We start from the raw sequence: 21,726 nt of genomic DNA, 5'->3' as shown, positions 1-21,726 counted from the left end.
AGGCCGGTGTAATCCGAGGCTTCGGGTCGATGTAACCGGCAGCTTCGGGCCGGATAACCAGCCGGCGGCTTCGGGCCGGTGTAATTAGGCCGCGCAGCCTAGCATAATCCGCCGGCGGCCACTCTTCCGACCGCTTTCCCGTCGGCTTCCCCGACCACTTCCCCACCCGCTTGCCCAATCACTATGCCTGCCGCCCCCCTCTCGAGCACCTCCGCCCCCATCCCATGAGCCTCTCCGACCGACATCGAATCCCTCGAACCGGCCATCGGGTCACCCCTATGTAACGTCGATCGATTACACTTCGCACCGGCAGTGACGAGACTCGAACCCGGCTCGGCGATGATCCCGCTTGACGCCACGCAGAGGGTGAACGAAGGTCAATGCCTGGACGGCGACAGCCACCGCTCGACGCGCGTTCGCCCTCGATTCTGACAGCCATGAACGCCGGCCCCCGGCGTTCGACGGAGATCCCCAACGCATGACCCAGCCGCGCCCCGCCGCCAGCGCCGACCACGTCGATAACGCCACGCCCCGCTATATCGCCCACCGCGGTCTTTCCGCGCGCGCCCCGGAGAATACGCTGGCAGCGGTTCAGGCCGCCTATGACGCCGGCTGCGACTGGGTCGAGCTCGACGTTCAGCTGCTTGGCGACGGCACGCCGGTGATCTGGCACGACGCCGGGCTCAAGCGCTGCTCCGACGGCCGTGGCAAGCTGTTCAGGCTCGATGCCGAAAGCGCTGCCAAACTGGACGCCGGTAGCTGGTTCGGGCCCCAGTACCGAGGTGAAGCCATGGCAACGCTGGAGTCGATGTTGACGCTCATCCAGCGCCTCGGCATGGGCCTCAATCTGGAGCTCAAGGTGTCCCGGGGACGCAATGCGATCGAACTCGTCCAGGCGGCGCTGCCGCCGACGCTGGAGGCGCTGCCGGCCGACAAGCTGATCGTCTCGTCATTCGATCGTCATGCCTTGACCGCTGCGCGAGCGCTGGAATCCGACCCCGACCGCCTGCGTCTCGGCATCCTCGACGACAAGGCGCCCAAGCGCTGGTGGCTGGAAACCGAACGGCTTTCCGCCTACAGCCTGCACCTGGACTGGCGCAAGCTGAAGATCAAGCACGCCCTGGAGATCGCCGATGAGCAGATCAAGCTGTTCTGCTACACCGCCAACGATCCGGTCACCTTCGAGAAGCTCTGGGACTGGGGCGTCGACGGCGTAATCAGCGATGATCCGACCCGCTTCGTCATCCACGCCGAAGAGACAGCGCGGCAGTCGGGTGCAAAAAGCGCCTGATACACGCGTCAATTAGCGCCTTTGACGGCAAGCGCCTGCGCTTAAGATGGGCACCATGCCCGTTTTCCAGGTTGCGAGCCGTTCATGAATCCTTCCACGCTCATCGGCATCATCGCCAGTGCTCTGTTACTGGCGACCGTCGTGCTATTCACCGCCCAGGCCCCCAGCAGCTTCTTCAATCTGCCGGGGCTGGCGATCGTGCTGACTGGTACGCTGGCGGCGAGTTTCATCAGCTACCCGCTGCAGGAAATGCAGCGCCTGTGCCGGCAGATCGCCGTGGTATTCCGGCGCGAGCCCCAGGCAAGCGATCTGGAGAGCGATCTCGAGCAGCTGATCGAGATGTCGCGCCACTGGAGTCGCGGCAATATCCGCGCTATCGAGGGCGCCCTGGACAGCACCACCAACCCGTTTCTGCGTACCGGCATGCAAATGGTGATCAGTAACACTCGCGAGGAGGAGATCCGCGAGATGTTGCGCTGGCGCATGGTGCGGGTCAAAGCCAAGGAGCGCACCGAAGCGCAGATTTTGCGCACCATGGCCGTCTACGCCCCGGCGTTCGGCATGCTCGGCACGCTGGTCGGGCTGATCAACATGCTCGAGGTGATCCAGGCCGGCGATCTGGCGGTGATCGGGCCACGTCTGGCGGTGGCGCTGATGTCAACGTTCTACGGCATTCTGCTGGCCAACCTGCTGTTCAAGCCGATCGCGGTCAAACTCGAGCGCCGCACCGAATCGCGGCTGATGGCGATGACACTGATTCTGGAAGGCGTGGCGATGGTCAGCAAGCGGCGGCTGCCGGCGTTCATCGAGGAGGCCCTGCATACCTATCGGGCCGACTATCATGACGAGATGCGCGATACGCCTCGTCCGCAGACTGCCGACGCCTCGGCCGAGTCCGCATGAGTCAGGCCGCTATCTCCCCCGGCGGCCCCTTCGCCGATTTGCTGTTCGACGATGGCCCTTTCGACGACAGCGGGCGGAGCAGCGAAAGCGATTCGTGGCTGATGAGCTATCTCGACATGCTGATGCTGCTGATCACGTTCTTCGTGCTGATGCTGGCACTATATGGCGGACAGTTGGCCAGTCGCGACAGCGTCGATACGCCGGTCTCCATCGCACTGCCGCTGCACGTCCCGGCGGTGAAACCGTCGGTGGCGACGCCCGTCGCTTTGCCAGCGCTCAACATCGGCGAATTCTATCGCCCGCCGCGCCGGCTCAGCCCGGCCCCGGTCGCGAGCGACATCGGCTTCTATTCACCCGGGCCTGACGCGCTCCCCGAGAAAGTCATGGCCACAGCCCCGATGGTTTTCAGCGTGCCGCTGTTCGATCTGCCCGATCCGCAACCGGTGCCCGCCCTGCCGCAGATCGATGGCGTCGAGGTGACGGCGATTCCCCACGGCCTCAACCTGCGTATACAGGATCATCTGCTGTTCGACAGCAGTGCCGTCGGGCTCAGCGACAACGGGCGGGAGCTGGTCGAACGGCTGATTCCGATGCTGCAGGATTTCCACGGCACGATTTCGGTCGAGGGACATACCGACAGCGTTCCGATCTCGACATCGCGCTTTCCCTCCAACTGGGAGCTGTCGGCGGCTCGGGCCTCGGCGGTGGTACGTGTCCTGCGCATGGCCGGGATCGACGGCGAGCGGCTGCGCGCGATCGGCTACGCTTCGACCCACCCGTTGGCCAGCAATCACACTCCCGCCGGCCGTGCCAGCAACCGCCGCGTGGAGTTGGTACTGCAGGAGCCGAACTCACCGACGCCATGAGAACGCCCCCGGCGCATGCTCTCGGCGCACGCTCCCGGCGCACGCTCTCGGCGCGCGCTCCCGAACCTCGGGGCGCCGGAATTCACTTGTCGACAGGAAGCTGCGACAATCCGGCGCGTCGAGAGACGTGTGCACGGGAATCAGGTGAAAACCCTGAACTGCCCCCGCAACGGTAATCGCGTTAGGAACCCTACTTTTCCTTGGACACCACCGGATGTGCCGCCAGGCCATCCAGCCACTGTGATCGAATGGACAACGCGTCAAGGGAACGTCCATCGGCATGGGAAGGCGTGAGTGTCGGATGACTTCAGGTCATCGCGCGAGAGTCCGGAGACCGGCACGTTTCTCTTCACTGGTTGATGCGGAGGGCTCATCCAGTGGCGGCACCCCTGCCCGGACTTTCTCACTGTCCGCGGCGGGCTTCGTCACGTCGTCCTCCCATTGCGTCTTCGTTCCGTACGCAGTTGGGGATCACATCGCATGCGTTACCATAATAATGCCGTCGCCTCGGGCGTCGCGCTCGCCGTGGCCATGACTTCACTATCGGCCCAGGCCCAGCAACGACTCGACGAACAGCAACGAGTCGACAATCAACAACGGGTCGACGCACAGCAGCAACTCGACAACGTACAGGTCACCGCCAATCGCCTGCCACAGTCGCAGGCCGACGTGCTGGCGAGTACCACCATCATCGACCGCGCCGAGATCGAACGCAGCCAGGCCGATAGCGTGATCGAACTGCTGCAGGCGCGTGCCGGCATCGAAATTGCTCAGACCGGCGCACCGGGCAGTCTCACCAGCCTGTTCATCCGCGGCAGTGAATCCGATCACAGTGTCGTGCTGGTCGACGGCGTGCGGGTCAATTCGGCTTCCAGCGGCGGCGCCAGCCTGGAGTTCCTGCCACCGGAGGCGATCGAGCGCATCGAGATCGTGCGCGGCCCGCGTGCCGCGGCCTATGGTGCCGATGCCATCGGCGGGGTGATCCAGATATTCACCCGGCACGGTGGCGAGGGCACTCGGGGAGCGCTGAATCTCAGGGTCGGCGAAGACAGCACCAACAAGCAGAATCTGTTCGTGTCCACCGGGGATGCCGATACCCGCCTCAACGCCAGCCTGTTCCGCCGTGACGGCGATGGCTTCAACGCCACCGCGGCCGATACCAGCGGCGAGCGCGATGGCTTCGAGCGCAGCGGCGGCCAGTTGGGCCTGTCACACCGGTTCAGCGATCGAGTCGATTTCAGCTTCAATGCCCTGCGCCAGAACTTCGATACCGATTACGACGACTGTTACCCGACCAATGCGCTCGGCGCTTCCCAGGATTGCCGATCCAAGGGTTATCTGCAGACCTTCGGCGGCCAGCTCGATGTCGCGCTCGAACCGGACTGGGACATGATTCTCACCGCCGGACATTTCGACGAGCAACGCGAGGAGCGTTACGCCGGCAACCGCAACAGCCGAACCGAATCGCATCGCAACGAACTCGGCCTGCAACATCGCTTCACCCGCAGCCATGGCGTCGATGTACTGGGCGTGGACTATCGTGAAGAACGGCTCGATTACGACGATTACGCCTACGGCTCGCAGTACCAGAAGGACAGCCGCGAGAACTACGGCCTGTACGCCATGGTTCAGCGTCAGTACGGCGCCCACGAAGTGACCGGATCGCTGCGCTACGATGACGACTCGCGCTTCGGCGACGAGACCACCGGCAATCTGGGTTATGCCTACCACCTGACCGAGTTCCAGCGTGTCGGCGTCAGCTACGGCACCGCGTTCAAGGCGCCCAACCTGATCGACCTCTACGGACCCTACGGCACCAACCCGGATCTCGACGCCGAAACCTCGAAGACGCTGGAAGCCTTCTGGGCGCTGAATCGCGGCCCGTGGGATGCCCGAGTCACCGCCTTCGAGAGCCGAATCGACGATCTAATCAGCTACGATTCGCTGACCTACATCCCCTACAACGTGGACGAGTCACGCATCCGCGGCGTCGAGTTGAGCGGCGGCTGGCATCAGGATGGTCTCGCCCTGCGCGCCAGCCTGACCTATCAGGATCCCGAGGACCGGGATACCGGAGAGCGGCTACAGAGACGTGCCCGGACCTTCGGCCGTCTAGACGCCGATTACGCGGTCCAGAACTGGAACTTCGGAGCGACACTGCGTAGCGCCGGCGACCGTCGCGATGTCGATGCCGTCACCTTTGGCGACACCACCACCGCCGGCTACGGCGTGGTCGACCTGCGTACCGCCTGGCAGGTCACGCCGACCGTCGAACTCTCGGCCAAGCTGGAGAACGCCTTCGACAAGGATTATCAGCTGGTGGATGGCTACAACACCCAGGATCGCTACCTGGAGGGCGGCGTGAAGCTCAGTTTCTAACCTGGAAAGGCTGAGATCCTTCTTCCGGAAATCGGTAGTGCCAACCCCTCGCCCCCAACGGTGGCGAGGGGTTTTTGTTGGAAGCCGGCCTAAAAACCACGATGTGACGTCAGCCAGTCATCGAAGGCTTCGACGGTCAGTGGCCGGGCCAGCCAGTACCCTTGCGCTTCGTCGCAGCCCAGCGCCTGCAGCAACCGGTAGCTTTTTTCAGTCTCGACGCCCTCGGCCACCACATGATAGCCAAGGTCGTGAGCCATGGAGATCATCGCCTTGACCAGGGTCTGGCTACGCGCTTCATGATCGATCTGGGCGACGAACGAACGGTCGATCTTCACCACGTCGGCCGGCACCTCCTGCAAGTAGGCCAGGCTGCTATAGCCGGTGCCGAAGTCATCGATGGCGATTCTGATGCCGGCTTCGACCAGTGCGTCGAGCGCTTCGGTAGAGGCCCGGGTATTGCCGATCAGCGCCCTCTCGGTCAGCTCCAGTTCGAGGGCCGTCACCGGTAACGCCTGCTCGGTCAGATACGACTTGAGCCGAGTGATGAAATCGGACTCTAGAAGATTGGCTGCGGAGATATTGATGGACATTCGCAACCCCAGGCCGCGCCGGTGCCAGACGGCAGCCTGATCGACGGCATGGCGCAGCACCCAGTCGGTCAACAGCCGAGCCATGGGCGTATGCTCGATCAGCGGGATAAATTCGTCAGGGGCGACCGGACCCAGAGTCGGATGCTGCCAACGAATGAGCGCCTCTGCGCCCACGCATTTGTCCGAGACCAGGGACACCCTCGGCTGATAGAGCAGTTGCAGCTGCCCGGCGTCCTCGAGTGCATGGCGAAAACCACTGATCAGCGCGAAGCGGCGCATATCCTGCTCGTCTAGAGCGGACGAGAACAGGCTGACGCCGGTTTCGCTGTCGCGGGCGGACTGACAGGCACTCTGAGCCGTTCGCAGCACATCGGTGGGAGCGATTTCACCCAGCCGGAAAGGCATCACCCCCACCACTGGATGCAGCATGAAAGGCGCGGCATCGCCGAGCGGCATGCTCAACAGCACTTGCCTGAGATCCAACGCCATATCCAGCGCTTCGCTCTCATCCGGGCATCGCTCGGCGCTTTCCAGGATGTGCACGTATTGCCCCAGGCCTACCTGGTAAAGCACCTTGCCGGTGCCCAGCCGTAGTTGCAGCCGTATGGCCGCCTCACGCGCCGCTTCGTCGAGACAGGCCAGCCCGAGAACGCGCTGCAACGAGTGCATCTCGGCGATATCGATCAGTTCGATGTAAAGCGCGAAACAGCTCCTGCCGGCATTATCCCGGCTCCGGTCCTCGAGATCCTCGATGAATTTGCTGCCGTTGGAGAGCCCGGTGAGCGGATCGACCCTGCCGAAAGCATGCTGTAGCTCGATCTGGCCCATGACCATCGCCGCCAGGTCCTGAAGCACCCGGATTTCATGGTCGGTGACGCTACGCGGCTCACGGCCCAGAACGCACATCGCGCCCAGGGTATAGCCGTCATAAGTTTGCAGCGGCGCCCCGGCATAGAAGCGAATGCCCGATTGCGCCAGGGGGCTGTTACGGTAGTGCGGCGATTCGAGCAGATCCGGCAGCACGAGTACCTGGGATGTGTCGGCCACCTCCCCGCAGCACGCCTTGAAACGCGGTATTTCCCAATGATCGATTCCCACCCGAGACTTGAACCACTGGCGATCCTCGTCGGTCAGCGAAACGGCGGCGATAGGTAAATCGAAAAGCTCGCTGGCGATGCGCGTGATGCGGTCGAAACTCTCACTAGTCGGGGTATCGAGCAGGTTGAGCTGCCGCAGCGTCATGAGTCGCCTGCGCTCGTACTCTTCGATCGCCTGAGTCTCGGGAACATTAACCATTGCGACGCTTCCTCTGTATCTTCCGGACGCTTTCAGCGCCTAGTCAGAAGGCTTTAGGAGTTATCGGCAACATGCCCCCATTCTTCAGTCATCTACACGGTTTTCGTACGACGCCTGGTGAGGGCAACGTCATCTCTTCGCCTACCTGACATCAGCCATCGTGAAGCGCCTCGATTTGCCCCTTATCGCCGTTGTCGTTCAAGGCTCCTGCTTCGAACGCTGGGCCACTCGCTACTGGGTTAATCTTACGCTGTCGAACACGGCGCCGTCCTCTCCGACGGCATAGACCTTCAACTCGTGGGGCGATGCCTTTAGCTCGAGCACATTGAGGCGAGACACGGCATAGGCCGAGCGTTCACCGGGCTCGATCGGATATAAATCCGCGCCACCCCCGCCGGAGACAATATAGTTGACGCCATTGATCGGCTCGAGTCGTTCGTAATTATGCTGGTGTCCGGTGAGCACGAGATCGACGTTGGCGCGCTCGAATATCGGTACCAGATCCTGGCGTATGCGTGTATCCCCACCCGGATGAGGGCCCAACGACGAACTGAACGGCGGTCGATGGAAGAAGATGATCGTCCATGGGCGCTGTCGTTGGTCGAGATCCTTTTGCAGCCAGGTCTTCTGGGCCTGCGTCGATAATGAATGGTCGCCGGCATATAGCTCACTATCGAGCGCGATAAAATGTACGGGACCATAGTCAAACGAATAGTAACGTTCGGTCTGCTGCGGATTGTTCGTCGGAAGATCAAAGGCATTCAGGTAGGGTTGGCCATCATTGGTGCGAACATCGTGATTGCCCAGCGACGGATAAAAGGGTATCGAACTCAGCAACCCTTTGTAGGGGAGATAGAAGCGTGAGTCGTACTGGCGTTCGGCGCCGGTCTTATAGACGACGTCGCCGAGATGCAGCACCAGCTGCGGATGGCTCTTGGCGATGATGGTCGCCATTTGGTACTGCGCCTTGCTGGCATCGCCGCTATCGCCGAGCGCGGCGAACGTCACCGTGGCCTCGACGCCCGGAGCGGTCCGAAAAGCGTGAACATCATCAAGTGGGCCACTATCCTGGACCCGGTAGTAATACAAGGTATCCGCCTTCAAGCCGGTTAGTTTGACCTCATGTCTGAGCCCGGGCTGACCGGAGACCGTATTGCCCAGATCCGAAGTTACCCCGTAGTTGACACTCGTATCGCCTGGCTTCGTGGTATTCCACAGCAAGGAAGCTGAATTGCGGGTCACGTTTTGCACATAAGGCGGAACCTGATGAGCCACCGTGCCGGGAAGATAGTCGGCGATCGAGTAGCCATGCTTTTTCAGAATTACCATGCCGACCGCTGAGCCTGCCAACACCAGCACAACGATGCCCGCGAGAGCATAGGTTAACCACTTGCGGATTCTGGACGACTTGTGCGCGGTAGCTTTCACAATTGACGACTCCCAAGAGCTGTTCGTCTCGCTGCACTACATATCATCAATGCGATGATTTCGACAGACGATGACGCAGCATTTCAAACGCGACCGGCAGCAAAGAGATAACAATGATTCCAAAACTGAATAAGTCGATATTGTGTTTGAGAAACGGGATATTGCCGAAGAAATAACCCAGCGATAGCAGAATACTGATCCATAGTAGCGCGCCCAACATGTTGAAACTCAGGAACGGGGCATAGCGCATATGCCCCAGTCCCGCCACGAAGGGTGCAAAGGTACGAATGATGGGCACGAACCGCGCTAACGTGACCATTTTACCGCCGTGCCGGGCATAAAAATCCTCGGTGCGCAGCAGATAGTCGCGCCGGAAGACCTTAGAGTCAGGATTGGCAAACAGACGCGTTCCCCAGGTGCGGCCGATCCAGTAGTTGACGGTATCGCCGAGTACGGCAGCCAGAAAGAGGAGAATGCCCAGTAGCCATGGGTTGAGGCTACCCAAAGCCGCGAAAGCGCCGGCGATGAATAGCAGAGAGTCGCCGGGCAGGAATGGGGTAACAACGAACCCGGTTTCACAGAAAAGAACAACAAACAGCAAGCCATACACCCAGATACCGTACTGCTGAATCAGAATCTCGAGATACTGATCCAGATGTAAAACGAAATCGATCAAGGATAGTCACTCCATAGCTTGAAAAATTGGCACTCTACAGCCTTGGGCTTCATGGCAAGTCCGAACTGGAACAGCTCACTCTGATCTATCAAACACGACTGCTAATTCGCTTCGATTGAATAAATCAGCATGAGCCCCGATCGGGGCTCATTGACTTATCACGGCAACTTACAGGAAGCGGCCATATCCAAACCCGGATCGTATACGTCAGTTTTGACCTGCGCCAACCCCAGGATGGTATGAAACAGATTGGCGTGACTATGATGCGAGGTGGCATTCGACTGAATGCAACCGTAGTCGATTCCTTCATCGCGCAGGATAGACTTGGAAAGCCACCAGATCATGGGGACATGCGTCTGCTCGTCAGGGGCAATCAAGTAGGGTAACCCATGGAGATAAACGCCATTCTCCCCCAGCGATTCGCCATGGTCAGATGCGTAAATCAACGTTGCATCGAAGGTGTCCTGCTTTTTCAGATAATCGATCATCCCGGACAAGACGTGGTCGTTATACAGGATCGCGTTATCGTAAGCGTTCCTGATGCTTTGGGCATCACATCGACTGAGATCGTCTTGGCGACACACTGGTGTAAACTTCTCATACGACTTGGGGTAGCGTTTATAATAGCTGGGACCATGGTTTCCCATCTCATGCAGAACGATGACGGTGTTCTTCTTGAGATCTTTAGTTCTTTCTTCCAGTGCTTCCCGCAGCGTATCGTCAAAGCATTCATCTTGAGTACAGCCCAACTGAAGCTTTGATGAATCCGTCTTGATACTCGACACCCGATCGCAAACGCCTTTACACCCTGACTGATTGTCGATCCAAAGCACATCGAAGCCCGCCAGCTTCAGCACGTCCAGAAGTGACTCATGTTGTTCTATTGCGGTGCCATCGTAGTTGTCTCGCCCCCAGGGAGAAAACATGCATGGGACCGATACGGCCGTACTCGTACCACAGGAGTTTACATCGGGATAATTGACCAGGTCGCGCTTGGCAAGCTCCGGCGTCGTCTGTCGATCATAACCGTTGAGCCCCCAGTCGGCTGCGCGGGCCGTCTCACCCACCACCATAACAATCAACTTGAGCCTGACGTCGCCCACGTAGGTTGCTTCAGCACTCAAAGGTATTTTTTTCTCGAGGTGACTCTTCTCATTGGCAGTCAGCACTCTGGTCAGGGAGACGATGTAGTTTCCAGGCGTTAATAGATAGCGCATCTCTGGATTGTTTCGCATCTCCGAAGATAGGCTTTGGTAGATCAGCAGCGCGCTCCCGATCAACAGGGCTACGCCACCCAAGAAATAAGCGACCTTTCTGATGAGCGCCATCTTCCAGCCGCTGCTGGATACCTTTAGCCTGAGCAGAATCACGATGGGTAATACGGCAAAGACAAGCAGATGCTTGAAAAGTCCCACCGTCAATAACTCACCGACCTCATGCGGGTCCGTCTGTAACGTATTGACGACCATCGTCGTGTCGAAATAGGTGTGATAACTAGCCGTAAAATAACTGACACTGGCTGCAATCAGCATCAATACCATCAGAACCGGCTTGACAGTATAACGTGTCGCAAACAGCATAAAGACCACATATTGGATCAGGGTCATCAACACCCCATACCCTATCAGGGTCAACCACGACCCTGGCAGCCCTGGGGAGTGCAGCTCAAATACCTTCCCCCAGAACGCGCCGTTATAAAAAAGCGTAAACGATATCGAGACGATTAACGTCAGAAGTTCAGGGCTAATGACAGGGCGACGACTCAGAAAGCCAACGATTTTGCTCATGCCTCCCCCCTTTTTGCGTGATAACCGAGGCGTGAATCGTGACGGGAGTTCGCTGAACCATGTGCTCTACTCGATTCGGGGCCAATACCGATTTTTCTCAACATCAGCCATCCCAAGACGGTGCTACATGTCCAACAGATCATGAGCGTGAACAGATCATGGGATAAAAAGTGGGCGCCTCTGAGTTGCTGATCGACACCAAAGACCAGGCCCATACCCAGCCCTAGGGCAAGGCCAACGTATTTCCAGCACGTCGCTCTGACGGCGAGGCAGAAGTACAGGGCCACCCAGGCGTATCCGGCACTGGCGTGCCCTGCGGGAAAACACGCTGTGTCGGGCATGCCGACAGGCCGGGTTTCCAAGAGACCAATAAAAGGCAGGTCACCGCCGTAGCGTGCCAGATCCCAAGGGCATTCCATGCTGATCGCGTGCTTGATAACACTCACCGTTACGGTCGATGCCGTGACGGCCGCAATCAGATAAAGCAGAGGGCGTCGCCAGTGACTCAGGCTTTCTTTCAGGAAAGCGGTCACGGTAAACCCTATCAGCAATACACCCATCAACTCGCTCAAGACACGACCGTCATCGTGAAAAACGGATTTGGCGATGACATTGTCCTTTAGCAACCACTGCCCGCCTTCCAGGTAATAAAAATAATCGGCAATGTAAAAATCAACGCCGTAAAGTTTGAACAGCATTAAAACAGGAGCAAAAAAAAGCCACCCATAAAACAGTCTCAAAAGATGGCGTTCAAAATTTACAGGAGTATGCATAGCCATACTCCCACCATCAAAAACAGGCTTATGAAAACGGATGCCGACCCCATGTCTTTGGCGTTACCGCTAAGAGGGTGATATTCAAACCCGATCCGATCCACCACGGCTTCGAGCGCTGAATTTATCAGCTCGACAACAACGACCATTACCGCCGTGCCGAAGAGCATGGCTCTTTCCAACCCTGAGACATCCACCATCAACACGACAGGAAGACATAGCACACAGAAAACCACCTCCTGCCGGAATGCTGCTTCCTGTTGCCACGCATGCCGAAGGCCTGCCGCGGAGTACTTCGCTGCGTGCAGAATCCTCGTCACTCCTTTGCGTGCAGGAATGACGGAGTGATCGGTCGTTGTCTTCACTAAGGTTTGGCCTCTCTAAAGTCGGATTGTCAGCTCTCCATGGCTGGGCTGGCTTTAGAAGGCGGATAATGATGGGGGCGTCTTAAGGTAAAATTACCAACCTCAGTAAAATATCTTCCCCTATTTAAGGTCCGGTTAAGACTGCCGTGCTCCTTGATCAAGAAATAACGGCATCAATCTTTAATCATGAAGACAAACTTTTTCGTAAGTCGACCGGTAGACAGCATTGAGCTCAAACAAAATCTAAACGTCTATTAAACCGTCATAAAAAATCTTGGCGGGCAAAAAAATTATCTGTAGCTGAATCGGACGCACATAAAATCGGGAAGAAGACGGCCGAGCGGGCGCAGCATCTCCGCTTGCCGAATTGACACGGCTGGCTCACAATACTGTATAAATAAACAGTTACCAAGCGCCCACCACAGGAGTCGCTGCCATGTCGTCTCCCTCTCGCCCTTCCCGGCCAATTAAGGGCCGTGGGGCGACCTACAATCCCGACAACCGTTTCCAACCGACTCACAGCATCGCGGAAGACGACAGTTGGTGGGAGGAAGAGGTGCCTGGCCGGATCGCCACCCAGGTTCAGCTCGAGGCGCCTCGCTCGGCGCTTTCCTGGAATCAGTCGCCGGACCTTGGCTTCGACCGCTCGCTCAATCCCTATCGCGGCTGCGAGCACGGCTGCATTTACTGCTATGCCCGCCCCAGCCACGCCTACTGGGACCTGTCTCCCGGCATCGATTTCGAGACGCGCCTGATCGCCAAGACTGGCATGGCGGATCGATTGCGCGAGGAGCTGTGCAAACCTGGGTATGTCTGCCGGCCGATCAATCTTTCCGGCAATACCGACTGCTACCAGCCGATCGAGGCACAACATGGCACGACGCGTTCGTTGCTGGAACTGCTGCTGGCGTGTCGCCATCCGGTCACGCTGGTGACCAAGAGCGCGCTGATTCTGCGCGACCGGGAGCTACTCGCCGAGATGGCCCGGGAGCGGCTGGTCCGTGTCTTCGTCAGCCTGACCTCGCTCGACAACGAGCTGAAGCGCACGCTGGAGCCGCGCACCGCTTCCCCGGCGGCACGCCTCAAGGTCATCCGGGAGCTGCATGAAGCCGGGGTCCCGGTGGGCGTGCTGGTGGCGCCGGTGATCCCCGCCATCAACGACTGCGAGATCGAGACGCTGCTGGCGCGGGCGGCTGAGGCCGGCGCCCGGACCGCCAGCTGGACACTGTTGCGACTGCCAAGAGAAGTCTCCCCGCTGTTCGAAGCCTGGTTGGATGAGCACTATCCGGAACGCGCGGGCAAGGTGATGAGCCTGATCCGTCAATCTCGCGGCGGTGAGAACAACGACAGCCGCTTTGGCCACCGCATGCGGGGCGACGGAATATTCGTCGACATGATCGGCCAGCGTTTTCGCCGCACGGCCTTGCGCCTGGGTCTGGAACGACGCGCGGAAGCGGGCCTGGATACCACGCAATTCCGAGCACCTCACGCCCAGCAGGATTTGTTCGGTTAACCCAGTAGTCGGGTCATTACTTCCCTTGGTAGACCTCGTCCCTGACCTTCTCCATCCACATTACCGGACTTCCATCGATCGATTCCTGAATCGCGATATGCGTCATCGCGACATCGGGTGACGCCCCATGCCAGTGCTTTTCACCTGCGGGGAACCAGACGACGTCACCGGGGCGAATTTCCTCGATAGGGCCGCCTTCACGCTGAACTCTGCCCAATCCGGCCGTCACGATCAGCGTTTGACCCGCGGGATGGGTATGCCAAGCCGTCCGCGCGCTAGGTTCGAAAGTCACGGCGGCGCCACTGGTGCGTCCTGGCGCTTCGGCGCTGAACAACGGATCGATGCGCACCGTCCCCGTGAAATAATCCTCAGCACCTGGTCTCGACGGCTGAGATCCCGCTCGATTGATTTTCAATGGCTTTTTCTCCACGAAGCTGAACGATAAAGTGGCATGTCTGTATTGCGAGATTAGCAGTTGATGTGAAGCGCTTGCGCAAGCGTTTATTGGTTGCACCTATAAAGCAACCTCTGAATAAGCTTTAGGTTCAGAACGCTCGTTGATCGGCGTGGTAGCCTTGGTTGCATCTGGAGCGCCGGATCTCCGGCGGCTGACGGAATTCGATGACGCGTCCAATCCAGGCATTCGTTTCTCTCCATACAGGTTAAGCTTTCGTTAAGCTTGGCCCGCGACCATTGGCACCATACCGCTCCTGCTTTCTTCGGCTGCCAGTGGGTCAAGCCTGGTTTGAGCTTCACAAGCAATACGTCCATAAAGACAGATGGTTTCATCGCCAGGAAATAGTTGCCCATGCACTCGTCTCTTCATCAACCCAGCACTCAAATCGGCCCCGCCAGTCATACCCTCGGCCATTCGTCCGATCATTCACCCATTCATTCGCCGTTGCTGTCGGTGTTGATTCCGGCCAAGGACGAAGTCGGCAATCTCCCCAGCCTGCTCGATGAAATCAGTCAGGCGCTCTCCTCCGTCGATCATGAAGTCATCGTGGTCGACGATGCCTCGACGGACGGTACCTGGGAGATGCTGGCGCATCGCGCGGCGCAGGATTCACGCTTGCGCCCGTTGCGCCATGCTCGCAGCGCGGGACAAAGCACTTCGGTATGGCAGGCGGCATGGTCGGCCCGAGGAACCTGGCTGGGTACGCTGGATGGTGATGGCCAGAATGATCCGGCGGACCTTCCAAAGCTGTTCGAACGAGCCCAACAGGGAGACGTTACGCTGGTCGCCGGCCACCGCACCAACCGCCGCGATGACTGGATCAAACGCGTTTCTTCCAAGGTTGCCAACCGCGTTCGCTCGGCTTTGCTCGATGACGCAACACCGGATACCGGCTGCGGCCTCAAGGTGATCCACCGCGATACCTTCGTTTCGCTACCCTACTTCGATCATATGCACCGATTCCTGCCGGCCCTGGTTCGTGCCCAAGGTGGCTCGTGCGTCTCCGTTCCGGTCAATCACCGCCCTCGCGGCACGGGCGAGTCTCACTATGGCCTCAACAATCGGCTGTGGGTGGGGATCGTGGACATGATCGGCGTCATGTGGCTACGTCGACGTAGCCGGTTGCCGGCGGCGCTCGTCGACACGCCCACGCCGGCGGCCGAGGCGAACGAAAATGGGACGGACGCGAACAGGGAGGCACCAGCATCATGAATCAAGAGTGGCTGTGGGTCGCTATCGGCTTCGTCGGTCAGGCACTGTTCTCGGCGCGCTTCGTCATCCAGTGGCTCGCCAGCGAACGCGCCAGACGCAGCATCATACCGGTCGCCTTCTGGTTCTTCAGCCTGGGCGGTGGCGCGACGCTGCTCGCCTACGCCATCTACCGTCGCGATCCGGTGTTCATTGCCGGCCAGGGCTCCGGTTTGATCATCTATATTCGCAATCTGATGCTGATTCGACGCGAGAAACGCCAGACGGATTCCACCAAAGGCGCAATTTCCGACGATGTCTCGAACTCTTGAACGGAACTTTTCATTCCATGCGCCACCCCACGTATCAGCCCATGCGACGCTTTTGGACCGACCCCTCACAGGCGCACTATCGGCGTGCCTGGTTCCTATTGTTGCTGATGGCCATCGTGCTGCTGGGTATCGGCATCGGGCTGCGTGATCCGTGGCCGGCCGACGAGCCGCGTTTCGCGCTCAATGCGCTGGAAATGCTGCGCACCGGGCAATTCTGGTTCCCGCATCGCGGCGGTGAACTCTACCCCGACAAACCGCCGGTGTTCATGTGGGCGTCAGCACTAAGCATTTGGCTCACCGGTTCCGTGCGCTGGGGCTTTCTGATACCCACGACGCTGGCCGGCTTCGGTACCTTGCTGCTGGTCATCGATCTGTGTCGGCGCCTGCACGGCCGACGCGTCGCGCTGCTCTCCGGCCTGGCTCTGCTGACGGCCTTTCAGTTCGTGCTGCAGGCCAAAACGGCACAGATCGACATGATGCTGACGTTCTGCACGACGTTGGCGACTTATGGGCTGTTGCGACACGCGCTACTCGGGCCTGCCAGGGGCTGGTGGCTGATCGGTTGGGCGGCGATGGGGCTCGGCATCATCACCAAAGGCGTCGGTATTCTCCCACTGACGCTATTGCCGGCCTGGCTATGGCTAGGCTATTCAAGCGATTTTCGCAAAAACGCTCGCGGGCAAATCACACGCCTCAAACTCAAGGATGCCATTCAGGGCATCGCCGTCATGCTGCTATGCGTTGCCGCCTGGGCGGTGCCGATGACCGTCATGGCGACATGGGGCGACGATCCCTCTCTGGCCGCGTATCGCGACAATATCCTGTTCAAGCAGACCGGCCAGCGCTATGCCGACTCCTGGGCTCATCTCGAACCCTGGTACTACTACCTGCTCGAAGTGCTTCCCTGGGCATGGATGCCGCTGGTTCTCGCGTTTCCGTGGGCGATTCCCGCCTGGTGGCGACGACTGCGTCGGCCCGACGCACGCATTCTGCTGCCGCTCAGCTCGGTCATTCTGATCGTGATCTTCTTTTCCCTGTCGCCGGGCAAGCGCGGCGTCTACATGCTGCCGACCGTGCCGTTGCTGGTGATGGCAATGGCGCCTTTGCTGCCCGGCCTGCTGCGCAAGAGGCGTCTGCACTGGCTGGGGTTCGGCCTGCTCGCGTTACTCGGCGGGCTCTTGCTGATCGCGGGAGTACTCGGCGCCGCCGGCTTACCCGCACTGGCCAAAGTCGCCGAGCGGCATGCCGTATCGCCGTGGGCATGGTGGATCGTGATTGGCGTCATCGCGGTGGGGCTACTGATCGCCATGCGGCCCCGCCGCGGACTGTGGGCACTGGCCGGTTGGCTGGCGGTCTTCTGGGTCAGCTGGTCGACCTGGGGCTATGCGCTGCAGGATCACGCCCGTTCACCGCGGGACATGATGACCCGGGTCGAGACGATCACCGGTGCCGAGGCCTGGCTGGCGCTGCCGGATTACGACGAAGAATTCCTGCTCCAGTCGCGCCAGCCCAGCGTCCAGTTCGGTGACAAGACACCCGCGAGCGATCAGTTCCGCCGCGCCTTCGCCTGGCTGCAGCAGGAGGACGGCCGCTGGATGTTCGCCATGAAACGTCAGGCCGAGGACTATGCCTGTATCGAGTCGGATCAGATCATCGACATGGGCATTCAGAATGGCGACGACTGGTGGTTGATTCCGGCATCTGCGACCGTTCAGTGTCGAGGAGACGACACGGCTGCGCCGCTGTTCGTGGCACCGACGACGCTGCCGGACAGGACCGGGAGCGCACCCCGGGTCTGACGTATGGGCTGTATTCCCAGAGGACTGCATCCCCAGAGGAAAGCCGAGGCTCTCGGACTGCCGCCGATAGCCATTGAATCAGGCTACCGGTTCCATCCAATCCAAGCGGACTTCCAGCCCCCCGGCTTCGCGGTTGGCGAGCGTCATCGTCAGTTGCTGGCGCTGGGCAATCTCGACGGCGATCGCAAGGCCCAACCCGCTGCCGCTGATGCGCTGGTCGGAAGCGCGTTGAAAGCGCTGCGTCACCGACTCCAGCAGCGCCTCGGGGATCCCGGGGCCGGAGTCGGCGATGGTGAGCCAGGGGTGTCGGTTCTCGATGCCCATGGTCACCACGACCTCGCCGCCTTCGGGCGTATACCGCAGCGCATTGTCCATCAGGTTGCGGACCAGGATCTCCAGCTCGGTGAGGTTGCCGCTCACGCTGACCGGGTCGCTCTCGACGATCTCCAGCGTCTGCTGTCGGGATTCGGCCAACGGCCAAAGGTCGGCGGCCAGATCCATCACCAGCGCGGGTAGCGAGGTGGTTTGTGACGCCGGGCGCTCCTGATGAAATTCCAGACGCGCCAACAGCAGCAGTTGCTCGACGACCCGCTGTAACCGCTCGACGCCATTGTAGGCCTTGTCCAGCGCGCCGGGCTCGTCGTAGCGCGCATTGTCGAGATGAATCTTCATCGCCGCCAACGGCGTGCGCAGTTCATGTGCCGCATCGGCGGTGAAACGCCGCTCACGCTCGAGGGTCTGCCCGAGGCGGGCAATGAAGTCGTTGAGCTCGCCGCGCAGGGTCTGCAGCTCGCGAGGCACGGCCACTCCGATCGGGCTCAGATCCTTCTCGTCTCGAGTCTCGACCTGTCGCGACAGATGATCGATCGGCTTCAAGCCCCGCCGGATCAGCCTGGCGATCAGCCAGATCAATATCGGCAACCCCAACAGCAGCGGCACGAGATTGCCCAACGCCACCTTATTGGAAAGCTCGTCCTGAAACGACTCGCGCAGGCCCACGCTGATCCAGCGCCCACCCTCGATCGGCATGCTGAAGACCCGCCAGCGATGACCGTCGAAGCGCTGCCAGCGATACCCGACGTCACGCGGCGCCGGGAAGGCCTCGTCGTCCCCATGCCAGCGGGGCCCCATTAAAATCGGGCGCTGCTCGGCATCCCAGAAGCCTAGCGACAGCATCCCCTCTTCGTGGACGTAGCGTCTGGGATGGCCGATCTTGTCGAGGAGACTGCCGGTTTGGCCGTACCAGCGGGCGAAATGGCCAGGCTGGGAGAGCTGTTCGGCGATTGCCTCATAGCGCTGTGGCGTGGTGTCGGTATCGACGAGCGCCGAGACGACACGCGCCTGCAGGCTCAGCTGCGCATCGAAGATCTCCTCCATTTCGTGGCGCGTGATCAGGTAGGCGGCGGTGACCGCCAGCCCCATGACCACTAGCAGCACGCCGACGAGCGTGACATTGAGATAGCGACGAATCGATGTCATGCCACGCGGCTGTCCAGGCGATAACCGATACCGCGTACGGTAGTGATCAGATGCTTGTCGAGCTTGCGGCGCAGATGGTGGACGTGGACCTCGAGCGCGTTGGAGCCGACCTCTTCTCCCCAGCCGTAAAGCAGACTTTCCAGTTTGGGACGCGACATGACTTTATCGCGGTTTCTGGCCAGCTCGAGCAGCAGCGCAAACTCGCGCCGAGCGAGCAGAACAGACGCCCCCTTCCAGCTGACTTCATGATCGGCCTCGTTGATGGTCAACTGACCAATCGACAGCAGCTGAGTCGCCCGGCCTTCGGCACGACGCGTCACCACGCGCATGCGTGCCAGCAGCTCCTGCAAATCGAACGGTTTGAGCACGTAGTCGTCGGCCCCGGCGTCCAGCCCCATGATGCGCTGCTCGACCGCATCCCGGGCCGTCAGGATCAGCACCGGCAGCGGATAGTGGCGCCGAATGCCTTTGAGTACCTCGAGCCCGTCGATGTCCGGCAGACCCAGATCGAGCACGACCAGAGAGAAGGGTTCGACACGCACCGCTTCCAGCGCATCCCGACCTTTCATCAACCAGTCCACCACGTAGCCTTCCCGGATCAGGGCAGTCCGGATGCCATCCCCCAGCAGGGGATCGTCTTCCACCAACAATACGCGCATTGCGGTTTCCGTCTTCGTTGTGTGTCTTTATCGTTCGTCGTCGTTTGCTGGCATCGTCCGTCTGCGTCACGCCGCCGAGAATCTGGCAGGGATCTTGCCCGTTTAACGCATTGAGACACACCCACCTTAACGGTTTCTTATTGTTCGTATCGCTTGTCGAGATCTTGACATCAATACCGTCCCTGCACGATTTAGCCCCCCGACTTGCCTCGATAATATTTCGTTAAGCTAACGCCCTCACAGTAGCGTTTCACCCCTCCGTTGGGACGCGATCGCGTGATTATCACTCGACAGTTTTCGCACTCTCTCACTCTCTTGCGGTGGGAAACCCGATATCGCGACACTGCCGTCATCGTACTGCTCTGGTTGATAGCGCTCGCCGGCGCACTGGCCAAGCCGTTGATGCCGATCGACGAAACACGCTACGTCTCGGTTGCCTGGGAGATGTGGCATACCCATTCTTTCTGGCTTCCGCTCATGAACGGGGCCCCCTACGCCGACAAGCCACCGTTGCTGTTCTGGCTGATCCAGTCGGGGTGGTCGTTATTCGGGGTCAACGACTGGTGGCCGAAGCTAATCTCGCCGCTGGCGTCGCTGATTGCCATGGCGCATCTCTATCGCATTGCCCGCCGGCTGGGTTACGCCGGTAGTCAGGCTCGACTGGCACCCATGGCATTGATGGCCATGTTGATGTGGAACCTCTATAGCGGCGCATTGATGTTCGACATCCTGCTCAGTGCCTGCCTACTGGGCGCCATTGCCCCGCTGGTGGCGGGCCAACTGACGATACCCAAGGCCACCATCAGCGGGCTGTGGCTGGGACTGGCGCTGCTCGCCAAGGGCCCGGCCGTGTTCGTAACGCTCGGGCCGATTCTTCTGACGATCCCATTGTGGCGAGCCTCACCGTTGGGCCCACCCGGACGGCGTCATCTCGCCCTGGCGCTGACACTGGGACTCACCATGGTGCTGGCCTGGGCGCTACCCGCCGCGTGGCTGGGCGGTCGCGACTACGCCCAGGATCTACTCTGGGGCCAGAGCGTCGATCGCCTGCAACAGGCAATGGACCACGCGCGTCCCGTATGGTGGTACCTCCCGTGGCTACCACTGCTAGCGTTTCCCTGGACGCTGTGGCCAAGCGCATGGCCTCGACTGCCGCGCCACCGCCATCAGCGCCTGGCCTGGATCTGGCTAGGCTGCCCGCTGGTCATTTTTTCGCTCATCAGCGGCAAGCAGATTCACTACCTGATGCCACTGCTGCCGGCGTTGGCGCTCCTGATCATGGATCGCCTCGGCAGCATCGATTGCCGTGCACGCCTTCGTGGTCACCTGCCCGCACTGGCCATTGGCCTGCTAGGCGCGGCAGTTTTGGTTCTGATGATCTTTGGCACGGGCGCAGTGAGTCGCGCGATGTTCTCCCCCTTTGGGGCTATTGCCCTGATCGCCTGGGCAACCCTTCTCTGGCATCGACACTGGCTTGGTGCCCCTCAAGCGACTCGCAATCTGGCACTCGGTACCGGTATCGCTGTGCTGATCACCACCCAACTGATGCTGTCGCCCCTCTGGAGCCGCTACGACGTTACCGCGCCCGCTCGGCTGATGGCACGCCTGGAGCACGAGGGGATTCCCGTTGCCTTCAATGGAAATAGCTACCAGGCGACCTTTCAGTTCGCGGGCCGATTGCGCGAGCCCCTGATCACGCTGAACGGCACATCGGCAGATCTATGTCGCTTTCAATACCACATGCCGGAGGGCTGGGTCGTCGGCCGTGATCGCGATCTCCGTTCGTTGATGGACGCCACCACCTTCGCTCACACCTTCCCTTACCGCGGCGGCCAACTGGATGTGATACCCGTCTCCGCCCTATCCTTCGATAGGCAGCCATTGGCCTGTGGTGACCAGAGTCCAGCGCCCGTTCGCCGGCTCGATCAGTAATGGATACATCAAG

General features: G+C 60.1%; 18 protein-coding genes and 1 riboswitch. Of the genes, 9 read left to right on the top strand and 9 right to left on the bottom strand.

What is annotated here, in order from left to right:
• Nucleotides 1-478 precede the first annotated feature (478 nt).
• The 4 genes from ACUN9V_RS03865 to ACUN9V_RS03850 all read left to right on the top strand — a co-directional run bounded on the left by ACUN9V_RS03865 (nt 479) and on the right by ACUN9V_RS03850 (nt 5,439).
• Nucleotides 479-1,291, top strand: coding sequence for a glycerophosphodiester phosphodiesterase family protein (locus ACUN9V_RS03865; RefSeq protein WP_075561761.1), 813 nt, complete (start codon nt 479-481; stop codon nt 1,289-1,291).
• A gap of 84 nt (nt 1,292-1,375) precedes the next feature.
• On the top strand, nt 1,376-2,194 hold the full coding sequence (locus ACUN9V_RS03860) for a motility protein A (RefSeq protein WP_075561762.1): 819 nt from the start codon (nt 1,376-1,378) through the stop codon (nt 2,192-2,194).
• The gene (locus ACUN9V_RS03855) at nt 2,191-3,060 is read left to right on the top strand and encodes an OmpA family protein (RefSeq protein WP_445510407.1); all 870 of its coding nucleotides are present in this window, start codon (nt 2,191-2,193) and stop codon (nt 3,058-3,060) included. Before ACUN9V_RS03860 ends, ACUN9V_RS03855 begins: the two co-directional genes overlap by 4 nt.
• A 110-nt stretch (nt 3,061-3,170) precedes the next feature.
• Nucleotides 3,171-3,417, top strand: a riboswitch (cobalamin riboswitch).
• 123 nt (nt 3,418-3,540) lie between these two features.
• Nucleotides 3,541-5,439: a TonB-dependent receptor domain-containing protein gene (locus ACUN9V_RS03850; protein WP_445510406.1), complete on the top strand. Its 1,899-nt coding sequence runs from the start codon at nt 3,541-3,543 to the stop codon at nt 5,437-5,439.
• An 89-nt stretch (nt 5,440-5,528) separates the two neighbouring features.
• On the opposite strand, the gene ACUN9V_RS03845 is transcribed toward ACUN9V_RS03850, so the two are convergent.
• The 6 genes from ACUN9V_RS03845 to ACUN9V_RS03820 form a co-directional block, all read right to left on the bottom strand.
• The gene (locus tag ACUN9V_RS03845; protein ID WP_445510405.1) at nt 5,529-7,325 is read right to left on the bottom strand and encodes a putative bifunctional diguanylate cyclase/phosphodiesterase; all 1,797 of its coding nucleotides are present in this window, start codon (nt 7,323-7,325) and stop codon (nt 5,529-5,531) included.
• A gap of 231 nt (nt 7,326-7,556) precedes the next feature.
• Nucleotides 7,557-8,753, bottom strand: a complete 1,197-nt coding sequence (locus ACUN9V_RS03840; protein WP_445510404.1) for a purple acid phosphatase family protein — start codon at nt 8,751-8,753, stop codon at nt 7,557-7,559.
• 46 nt (nt 8,754-8,799) lie between these two features.
• A complete protein-coding gene (locus ACUN9V_RS03835; RefSeq protein ID WP_445510403.1) occupies nt 8,800-9,429 on the bottom strand; it encodes a DedA family protein in 630 nt (209 codons plus the stop codon).
• Nucleotides 9,430-9,587: 158 nt separating this feature from the next.
• Nucleotides 9,588-11,216 carry a phosphoethanolamine transferase gene (locus ACUN9V_RS03830; RefSeq protein WP_445510402.1) on the bottom strand — a complete coding sequence of 543 codons (1,629 nt, stop codon included), beginning with the start codon at nt 11,214-11,216 and terminating at the stop codon, nt 9,588-9,590.
• Nucleotides 11,213-11,989, bottom strand: coding sequence for a phosphatase PAP2 family protein (locus ACUN9V_RS03825; RefSeq protein ID WP_445510401.1), 777 nt, complete (start codon nt 11,987-11,989; stop codon nt 11,213-11,215). The genes ACUN9V_RS03830 and ACUN9V_RS03825 overlap by 4 nt, the downstream gene beginning before the upstream one ends.
• Nucleotides 11,974-12,225 (bottom strand): diacylglycerol kinase, encoded by a 252-nt coding sequence (locus tag ACUN9V_RS03820; RefSeq protein WP_439304592.1) that lies wholly within the window; start codon nt 12,223-12,225, stop codon nt 11,974-11,976. The genes ACUN9V_RS03825 and ACUN9V_RS03820 overlap by 16 nt, the downstream gene beginning before the upstream one ends.
• 565 nt (nt 12,226-12,790) lie before the next feature.
• Here ACUN9V_RS03820 and ACUN9V_RS03815 point away from each other — a divergent pair.
• A complete protein-coding gene (locus tag ACUN9V_RS03815; protein ID WP_445510400.1) occupies nt 12,791-13,867 on the top strand; it encodes a PA0069 family radical SAM protein in 1,077 nt (358 codons plus the stop codon).
• Between the two features lie 16 nt (nt 13,868-13,883).
• On the opposite strand, the gene ACUN9V_RS03810 is transcribed toward ACUN9V_RS03815, so the two are convergent.
• Nucleotides 13,884-14,297, bottom strand: coding sequence for a (R)-mandelonitrile lyase (locus ACUN9V_RS03810; protein ID WP_445510701.1), 414 nt, complete (start codon nt 14,295-14,297; stop codon nt 13,884-13,886).
• A 378-nt stretch (nt 14,298-14,675) separates the two neighbouring features.
• Between ACUN9V_RS03810 and ACUN9V_RS03805 the strand changes: the two genes are divergently transcribed.
• From ACUN9V_RS03805 to ACUN9V_RS03795, 3 genes are read left to right on the top strand one after another with little or no spacing between them, the layout of a single operon-like run.
• Nucleotides 14,676-15,536 (top strand): glycosyltransferase, encoded by an 861-nt coding sequence (locus tag ACUN9V_RS03805; RefSeq protein WP_445510399.1) that lies wholly within the window; start codon nt 14,676-14,678, stop codon nt 15,534-15,536.
• The gene (locus tag ACUN9V_RS03800; RefSeq protein WP_445510398.1) at nt 15,533-15,844 is read left to right on the top strand and encodes a lipid-A-disaccharide synthase N-terminal domain-containing protein; all 312 of its coding nucleotides are present in this window, start codon (nt 15,533-15,535) and stop codon (nt 15,842-15,844) included. The genes ACUN9V_RS03805 and ACUN9V_RS03800 overlap by 4 nt, the downstream gene beginning before the upstream one ends.
• A gap of 41 nt (nt 15,845-15,885) precedes the next feature.
• On the top strand, nt 15,886-17,643 hold the full coding sequence (locus ACUN9V_RS03795) for an ArnT family glycosyltransferase (RefSeq protein WP_445510397.1): 1,758 nt from the start codon (nt 15,886-15,888) through the stop codon (nt 17,641-17,643).
• Nucleotides 17,644-17,721: 78 nt separating this feature from the next.
• Here the strand turns inward: ACUN9V_RS03795 and ACUN9V_RS03790 are convergent, their stop codons facing one another.
• A complete protein-coding gene (locus ACUN9V_RS03790; RefSeq protein WP_445510396.1) occupies nt 17,722-19,122 on the bottom strand; it encodes an ATP-binding protein in 1,401 nt (466 codons plus the stop codon).
• Nucleotides 19,119-19,781, bottom strand: a complete 663-nt coding sequence (locus ACUN9V_RS03785; protein ID WP_445510395.1) for a response regulator — start codon at nt 19,779-19,781, stop codon at nt 19,119-19,121. The genes ACUN9V_RS03790 and ACUN9V_RS03785 overlap by 4 nt, the downstream gene beginning before the upstream one ends.
• A 276-nt stretch (nt 19,782-20,057) precedes the next feature.
• On the opposite strand from ACUN9V_RS03785, the gene ACUN9V_RS03780 reads away from it, so the two are divergent.
• Nucleotides 20,058-21,713, top strand: a complete 1,656-nt coding sequence (locus ACUN9V_RS03780) for an ArnT family glycosyltransferase (protein ID WP_445510394.1) — start codon at nt 20,058-20,060, stop codon at nt 21,711-21,713.
• Nucleotides 21,714-21,726: the final 13 nt, after the last annotated feature.

The organism is Salinicola sp. V024 (assembly GCF_052645315.1).
The sequence above is the reverse complement of the archived record's forward strand: the minus strand, read 5'-3'. Positions and strand labels throughout refer to the sequence as shown.

Excerpts from the sequence above, each read along its gene's own strand:
- ACUN9V_RS03865 (WP_075561761.1), top strand. The coding sequence starts at position 479 with ATGACCCAGCCGCGCCCCGCCGCCAGCGCCGACCACGTCGATAACGCC.
- ACUN9V_RS03860 (WP_075561762.1), top strand. The coding sequence starts at position 1,376 with ATGAATCCTTCCACGCTCATCGGCATCATCGCCAGTGCTCTGTTACTG.
- ACUN9V_RS03855 (WP_445510407.1), top strand. The coding sequence starts at position 2,191 with ATGAGTCAGGCCGCTATCTCCCCCGGCGGCCCCTTCGCCGATTTGCTG.
- ACUN9V_RS03850 (WP_445510406.1), top strand. The coding sequence starts at position 3,541 with ATGCGTTACCATAATAATGCCGTCGCCTCGGGCGTCGCGCTCGCCGTG.
- ACUN9V_RS03845 (WP_445510405.1), bottom strand. The coding sequence starts at position 7,325 with ATGGTTAATGTTCCCGAGACTCAGGCGATCGAAGAGTACGAGCGCAGG.
- ACUN9V_RS03830 (WP_445510402.1), bottom strand. The coding sequence starts at position 11,216 with ATGAGCAAAATCGTTGGCTTTCTGAGTCGTCGCCCTGTCATTAGCCCT.
- ACUN9V_RS03825 (WP_445510401.1), bottom strand. The coding sequence starts at position 11,989 with ATGCATACTCCTGTAAATTTTGAACGCCATCTTTTGAGACTGTTTTAT.
- ACUN9V_RS03815 (WP_445510400.1), top strand. The coding sequence starts at position 12,791 with ATGTCGTCTCCCTCTCGCCCTTCCCGGCCAATTAAGGGCCGTGGGGCG.
- ACUN9V_RS03805 (WP_445510399.1), top strand. The coding sequence starts at position 14,676 with ATGCACTCGTCTCTTCATCAACCCAGCACTCAAATCGGCCCCGCCAGT.
- ACUN9V_RS03800 (WP_445510398.1), top strand. The coding sequence starts at position 15,533 with ATGAATCAAGAGTGGCTGTGGGTCGCTATCGGCTTCGTCGGTCAGGCA.
- ACUN9V_RS03795 (WP_445510397.1), top strand. The coding sequence starts at position 15,886 with ATGCGACGCTTTTGGACCGACCCCTCACAGGCGCACTATCGGCGTGCC.
- ACUN9V_RS03790 (WP_445510396.1), bottom strand. The coding sequence starts at position 19,122 with ATGACATCGATTCGTCGCTATCTCAATGTCACGCTCGTCGGCGTGCTG.
- ACUN9V_RS03785 (WP_445510395.1), bottom strand. The coding sequence starts at position 19,781 with ATGCGCGTATTGTTGGTGGAAGACGATCCCCTGCTGGGGGATGGCATC.